Below are 6428 nucleotides of genomic sequence, written 5' to 3'. Positions count from 1 at the left end.
GCCCCCCGGTTCGCTCCGCTCATCCCTGTTTCCTGCGGGGGGACGACCCCCCGCGCCCCCCGGTTCGCTCCGCTCATTCGACGCGCTCCCCCGTCAGCACGACGAACACGTCCTCCAGGCTGGCGGCGCGGCGGACCCCGTCCGGGCCCAGCTCGGCCTCCAGCGAGGGCGGGATCGTCTCGGCCTTCAGCACCGACACCGACGGGCCGGTGCGGCGCGTGGACAGGCCGGCCGCCCTGGCCAGCCGCTCCACCTCGGTCAGCCGGTCGGGCGGCCCGAAGTGCTCCACGACCCGGTCGCCCGCGTACTCGGCGACCAGCTCCGACGGCGAGCCCCGCGCGATGACCCTGCCGTGCGACATCAGCGCGCACTCGTCCGCGAGGCGCTCGGCCTCCTCGATGTAGTGCGTGGACATCAGCACGGTCGTGCCCGCGGCGCGCAGCCCGTCGATCAGCCCCCACAGCTCCGCCCGCACCTGCGGGTCGAGGCCGACGGTCGGCTCGTCCAGCAGGACGAGCGCGGGCCGGTGCACCAGCCCGCGCGCGATCAGCAGCCGCCGCCGCATGCCGCCCGACAGGTCGTCCACCTTGGTCTTCTGCCGCTCGGTCAGGTGCGCGATCGCCAGCGCGTCGTCCACCGCCCTGCGGCGCTCCCTGCGCGGCACCCGGTACAGGTGCGCGAACACCTCCAGGTTCTCGCGGGCCGTCAGCTCCTCGTCGAGGTTGTCCTGCTGCGGGACGACCCCCATCACGGCCCGCGCGCGCTTCGACTCCCGCGGGACGCGGAAGCCGAGCACCTCGATGCCGCCCTCGTCGGCGATCGCCTGCGCGGTCAGCATCCTCATCGTCGTCGACTTCCCGGCGCCGTTCGGGCCCAGCAGACCCATGCACACCCCGGTGGGGACGTCGAGGTCCAGCCCGTCCACGGCGGTGAAGTCGCCGAACCGCTTCACGACGCCGCGCAGGCTGATCGCCGCCGCGCCGGCCTCGTCCCGGGCGGCCGCGATCTGGGCACGTGGCAAGGTCATGCTCCTCACACTAGGAAAATCAGGGGACGAATCCCCACAGGTTTTCGCGCGGCCCCCTTCCGGGCGCGGGCTAATCTCTAATCTGTGGACGTCCCCGATCGCCCGGCCCCCGAGAAGGTCACCCGCGTGCGCGACCTGCGCGCGTCCGACGCCGACCGGGAGCGCGTCGTCGCCGTCCTGGGCGAGGCCCTCGCGGACGGGCGCCTCACCATGGAGGAGCACTCCGAGCGCACCGCCCGCGCCTACGCCGCCCGCACCCTGGGCGAGCTGACCGGCCTCACCGGCGACCTCAGCCCCGAGGAGGCGCAGCCGATCCTCGTGGACGACCGCCCGGTCTCGGTCTTCTTCGGCCGCACCCGCCGCGAGGGGCGCTGGGTGGTCCCGGTCAAACTGCCCATCCTCGCCCTGTTCGGCACGGTCGACCTCGACCTGCGCGAGGCCGTCCTGCAGCGCCGCCACGTCGTCGTCGACACCCTGGTGCTCGGCGGCCGGATCCGGCTGCTCGTGCCGGAGGGCGTCAACGTGAGCGTCACCGGCCGCACCATCCTCAGCACCCGCGACCTGCGGGCCCGCCCCGCCCAGGACGGGCCCACGGTCGAGGTCGGCGGCACGATGATCTTCGGCTCGGTGCGCGCCCGCGCGCCGAGGCGGTCGCTGCGCAGCCGGATGCTCGGCCGCCTCGGCCGCGGCCGCTAGCCGGCCGTGTCGAAGTTGATCGCGCTGTAGGCACGGAGCTTGTTCAGCTGGTGCTCGCTGGAGATCGTCCGGATCGTCCCGCTGCGCGACCGCATGACCAGCGAGTGCGTGACCGCCGTGCCCTTGCTGTAGCGCACCCCGTCGACCAGTTCCCCGTCGGTGATCCCGGTCGCGGCGAAGAACACGTCGTCGGAGGTCACCAGGTCGTCGGTGGTCAGCACCCGGCCCAGCTCGTGCCCGGCGTCCCGCGCCTTCTGCTTCTCCTCGTCGTCCTGCGGCCACAGCCGGCCCTGGATCACCCCGCCCAGCGCCTTGATCGCGCACGCCGCGATGATGCCCTCCGGGGTGCCGCCGATGCCGAGCAGCAGGTCGACGCCGGTGCCCGGCCGGGACGCCATGATCGCGCCGGCCACGTCGCCGTCCATGATGAACTTGATCCGCGCCCCGGCCTCGCGGACCTCCTTCACGATGCCCTCGTGCCGCGGGCGGTCCAGGATGCAGACCGTCACGTCGTGCGGCGAGGAGCCCTTCGCGCGGGCCACCGCGCGGATGTTGTCGGCGATCGGGCGCTCGATGTCGACGACGTCCGCCGCCTCCGGCCCCGTCACCAGCTTCTCCATGTAGAACACCGCGGACGGGTCGAACATCGACCCGCGCGGCGCCACCGACAGCACCGCGATCGCGTTGTTCATGCCGAGCGCGGTCAGCCGCGTCCCGTCCACCGGGTCGACCGCGACGTCGCATTCGGCGCCGGAGCCGTCCCCGACCCGCTCGCCGTTGTACAGCATCGGCGCGTGGTCCTTCTCACCCTCGCCGATCACGACGACGCCCTTCATGGACACGGTGTTGATCAGCTGGCGCATCGCGTTGACGGCGGCCCCGTCGGCGCCGTTCTTGTCGCCCCGGCCGACCCAGCGGGCCGCGGCCATCGCGGCGGCCTCGGTGACCCGCACCAGCTCCATGGCCAGGTTGCGGTCCGGGGCCTCCGGCTCGGTGGTCAGCGGAGAGGAAACGGTGGTCTCGTCGGACATGACGGCGTAGCCCCTTCGGTCGGTGAACAGTTTTCATCCGGCCTGCCGCCAGGCCGGCACGTGGTGCGGTCACCGAGGATGAAAATCGTTCAGTTGTGGTCGGATTCTCCGTGTACCGGACGGCGAGCCACAAATTGGACCAGACCAGCCGAGAGCACGGAGCGTACCGGCACACGTCGTACCGGGCCCGCACGGCACCGCGATTTGACGGTCCACCGGGCAAGGGATCGTTTCCCCATGGGAGAGGGCGTAATCTCTGGCGACATGAGCAGCGACATCGACGTCTCGTCCGGCGAGGTGGCACAGAACGGCGGCGCGCGGCCCGCCGACGCCCCCGCGCGGACCTCCGACCGCGGGGCCGCCACGCGCGGGGCCCTGCTGGCCGCGGCGCGGGACGTCTTCTGTGAGTCCGGGTTCGCCCAGGCCGCGGTGACCGACATCGTCGCCAAGGCGGGCGCCAGCGTCGGCAGCCTCTACCACCACTTCAACGGCAAGGCGGACCTGTATCTCACGCTGTTCGAGGACTTCCAGGGCCGCCAGCAGGAGCGCACCCGCGAGGCGATCAACGCCGTCCGGGAGGCCGGCGAGACCGACCCCATGCGGCTGTTCATCGCGGGCGCGGGCGCCTACCTGAGCGGCTGCCTGGACGAGCGCGACGTCGCCCGGCTGTTCATCTCCGGCGACGGCCCGCCCGGGTTCGACCGCGTCATGCGGCAGCGGCTCAACAAGTGGGCGCGCCGCAACGCCGCGCTGTTCCACACCGCCGACGGCGGCGTCGACGAGGCCCTCGTCACCGTGCTGACCGGCGCGATGGCGGGCGCCGTGTCCGAGATCTCGCTGCTGGACGACGAGGACGCCGCGCACCGCCTCGCCGACGAGATCATGGCCATCGTCGGCACGATCCGGAACCCCCGTACGGAGCAGCGCTGACCGTGGGGGATCCTGGAGGGGTGACCGACAAGACCCCTTCCGCCCAGGAGACCCCCGCCGCGCCCGAACCCGCGGATGCGCAGGAGCCCGCGGACGCGCCGGGGCCCGCGGATGCGCAGGGGCCCGCGGATGCGCAGGGGCCCGCGGATGCGCAGGAGCCCGCGGAGTCCCCGGACGGGCGGCCGACCGTCGAGGTCAGCCCCGCCGTGCACAAGCGGCTGACGACGGGCCTCGGCGGCTTCGCCATGGCGATGGCCGCCTGCCTGCTGCTGGTGCTGGCGATCTACGTCGTGTCGCCGCGCGGCGGCGACAAGGAGGTCCTGCCGACCGTCGACTACAGCTCCCAGCTGTGGGCGCTGCGCAACGACGCGCCCTACACCGTGTACGCGCCGGTCGGGCTGCCCTCCGGCTGGCGCCCGAACAGCTCCCGGCTGCACGGTCTCGACTCCGGCGGCAAGGAGCCCGTCGCCTGGCACCTCGGGTTCGTGACGCCGAGCGACGAGTACGCGGCGCTGGAGCAGAGCAACGAGAAGGCCGACCGGTACGTCCCGCGCATGACGAACAGCAGCAAGCCGATCGGGACCCAGCAGGTCGGCGGCGTCACCTGGACGAAGTACCACCGCAAGGACAAGAAGGCGAACTCGCTCGCCCGCACCCTCCCGGACGGCGTGAGCATCGTGGTGACCGGCACCGCGTCCTACGAGGAGCTGGCGGTCCTCGCGGCGTCCCTCAAGCCGCAGAGCAAAGACGGCGCGACGCTGCCGGCGCCGACGCCGGCGTCCTGACCGTCAGAACGGGGCGCCGTCCCCGTCGCCGGGCCGGTCGAGGGCGGCGGCCAGCCGCGCGCGGGCGCCCTCCAGCCACTCCTCGCAGATCGCGGCGAGCCTCTCGCCGCGCTCCCACAGGTCGAGCGACTCCTCCAGCGTCAGGCCGCCCGCCTCCAGCCGCTTGACGACCTCGGTCAGCTCGTCCCGCGCCTGCTCGTACGACGGCTTCTGCGCCGTCTCCTCGTCGTCCGCCACCTGCCCCACCCTAGGACGTCTCGCGCTCGGTCACGGCCACCCCCAGGTGCCCGCCGGCCAGCCGGACGCGCAGGTGCTCCCCGTCCCCGACGGCCGCCGGCTCCCGCACGACCGCGCCGTCCTCCCGCTGGACGATCGCGTAGCCGCGGTCCAGCGTCGCGGCGGGGGAGAGGGCCAGCAGCCGGGCGCGGGTGTGCGACAGCTCGTCCCCGGCCCGGTCCAGCGCCCCGGACAGGCAGCGCCGCGCCCGGTCGCGCAGCGCCGCGACCTGCTCGGCCTGCCGCTCGATCTCCCGCACCGGGTCGGCCAGCGCGGGCCGCGACCGGACCGCCTTCAGCCACGCCAGCTCCCGCTCGACCGCGCCGGACAGGCAGCGCCTGCCCCGGTCGCGCAGCTGCCGGACGAGCTGGAGCTGCTCCCGCACGTCCGGGACGGTCTTCTTCGCCGCGTCGGTCGGCGTGGACGCCCGCACGTCCGCGACGAGGTCCAGGATCGGGGAGTCCTGCTCGTGCCCGATCGCGCTGACCACCGGGGTGCGGGCCGCCGACACCGCCCGCACGAGCGCCTCGTCGGAGAACGGGAGCAGGTCTTCCATCGCGCCGCCGCCCCTCGCGATGATGATCACATCGATCTCGGGATCGGCGTCCAGCCTCCGCAGCGCCTCCATGACCTCGCCGACCGCGTACGAGCCCTGCACCGCGGTGTTCTCCACCCGGAACGCGACCGCGGGCCAGCGCCGCCGGGCGTTCTGCAGGACGTCGTGCTCGGCGTCGGAGTCGCGCCCGCAGATCAGCCCGATCCTCCCCGGCAGGAACGGCAGCGGCCGCTTGCGCTCCGGCCGGAACAGCCCCTCCGCCGCGAGCACCTGCTTCAGCCGCTCCAGCCGGGCCAGCAGCTCCCCGACGCCGACCGGCCGGATCTCCAGGACGCTGAGCGAGAACGTCCCCCGGTTGATCCAGAAGTCCGGCTTGGCGTGCACCACGACGCGGGCGCCGTCCGTCACCGCCGGGCCGGCGGCCTCGAACACCGCGCGCGGCCCGACGACCCGCACCGACATGTTCGCCACCGGGTCGCGGAGCGTCATGTAGACCGTCCCGCCCCGGGCGTTGAGGTCGGTGATCTGGCCCTCCACCCAGATGCGCCCGAGCCTGCCGATCCACCCGCTCACGGCCTGCAGAACCGTCCGCACCGGAACCGGGGATTCGGCCGTGGTCTCCATCGCCATGCAGGAACACTACTCACTACGACCTTGAGGAGAGTGAACGTGACCGCATCCGAACGCGAGCTCGCCGAGCAGCTCAATCTGCGCCTGCGCCACGTCGTGCTGATGCTGCGGCAGGTGAGCGCCGACCAGACCGTCACGCCGCAGCAGCTGTCGGTGCTCAGCTCGCTGGAGCACGGACCGCGCCGGATGACCGAGCTGGCCGCCGAGCACGGCGTCCGGCTGCCGACCATGACCGCGCAGATCAACCGGCTGGAGCGGGACGGGCTCGTCACCCGCGGCCGGGACGGCGCCGACGCCCGCGTCGTCACGGTCCGGCTCACCGGGACGGGCCGGGACCGGCTGATCGACGGGCGGGAGCAGCGGCTCGCGTTCCTCGCCGACCGGATCGCGCACCTGACGGACGAGGAGCGCGCGCGGGTCGCCGCGGCGCTGCCCGCGTTCGACAAGCTGCTCGGCGGGCCCTGACCCGGAAGAGCAGGACCCGGAGGAGCACGGAC

Annotated in this window: 8 protein-coding genes; 4 read left to right on the top strand and 4 right to left on the bottom strand. The window is 73.5% G+C overall.

All coding sequences use genetic code 11. The features are described from left to right. Nucleotides 1-73 precede the first annotated feature (73 nt). The gene (locus tag ABTW95_RS05910) at nt 74-1027 is read right to left on the bottom strand and encodes an ABC transporter ATP-binding protein (RefSeq protein ID WP_396446557.1); all 954 of its coding nucleotides are present in this window, start codon (nt 1025-1027) and stop codon (nt 74-76) included. 84 nt (nt 1028-1111) lie between these two features. Between ABTW95_RS05910 and ABTW95_RS05905 the strand changes: the two genes are divergently transcribed. Continuing rightward, nucleotides 1112-1723, top strand: a complete 612-nt coding sequence (locus tag ABTW95_RS05905; RefSeq protein ID WP_396446558.1) for a DUF1707 SHOCT-like domain-containing protein — start codon at nt 1112-1114, stop codon at nt 1721-1723. On the opposite strand, the gene glpX is transcribed toward ABTW95_RS05905, so the two are convergent. Next, complete coding sequence (gene glpX, locus ABTW95_RS05900) at nt 1720-2754, bottom strand: class II fructose-bisphosphatase (RefSeq protein ID WP_396446559.1); 1035 nt, start codon at nt 2752-2754, stop codon at nt 1720-1722. The two genes, ABTW95_RS05905 and glpX, sit on opposite strands and share 4 nt — an antisense overlap. A gap of 264 nt (nt 2755-3018) precedes the next feature. Between glpX and ABTW95_RS05895 the strand changes: the two genes are divergently transcribed. Then, nucleotides 3019-3684, top strand: a complete 666-nt coding sequence (locus ABTW95_RS05895) for a TetR/AcrR family transcriptional regulator (RefSeq protein ID WP_396446561.1) — start codon at nt 3019-3021, stop codon at nt 3682-3684. Between the two features lie 20 nt (nt 3685-3704). Then, nucleotides 3705-4469: a DUF4245 domain-containing protein gene (locus tag ABTW95_RS05890; protein ID WP_500225025.1), complete on the top strand. Its 765-nt coding sequence runs from the start codon at nt 3705-3707 to the stop codon at nt 4467-4469. A 3-nt stretch (nt 4470-4472) separates the two neighbouring features. On the opposite strand, the gene ABTW95_RS05885 is transcribed toward ABTW95_RS05890, so the two are convergent. Then, nucleotides 4473-4706, bottom strand: a complete 234-nt coding sequence (locus tag ABTW95_RS05885; protein WP_396446563.1) for an exodeoxyribonuclease VII small subunit — start codon at nt 4704-4706, stop codon at nt 4473-4475. Between the two features lie 10 nt (nt 4707-4716). Next, nucleotides 4717-5931, bottom strand: a complete 1215-nt coding sequence (xseA, locus tag ABTW95_RS05880) for an exodeoxyribonuclease VII large subunit (RefSeq protein WP_500225023.1) — start codon at nt 5929-5931, stop codon at nt 4717-4719. Nucleotides 5932-5970: 39 nt separating this feature from the next. Here xseA and ABTW95_RS05875 point away from each other — a divergent pair, with 39 nt between their 5' ends. After that, complete coding sequence (locus tag ABTW95_RS05875; RefSeq protein ID WP_396446565.1) at nt 5971-6396, top strand: MarR family winged helix-turn-helix transcriptional regulator; 426 nt, start codon at nt 5971-5973, stop codon at nt 6394-6396. Nucleotides 6397-6428: the final 32 nt, after the last annotated feature.

Source organism: Spirillospora sp. NPDC127506 (assembly GCF_040302145.1).
Taxonomy (GTDB): Bacteria; Actinomycetota; Actinomycetes; order Streptosporangiales; family Streptosporangiaceae; genus Spirillospora.
This window is presented reverse-complemented; position numbering and strand designations above follow the sequence as displayed.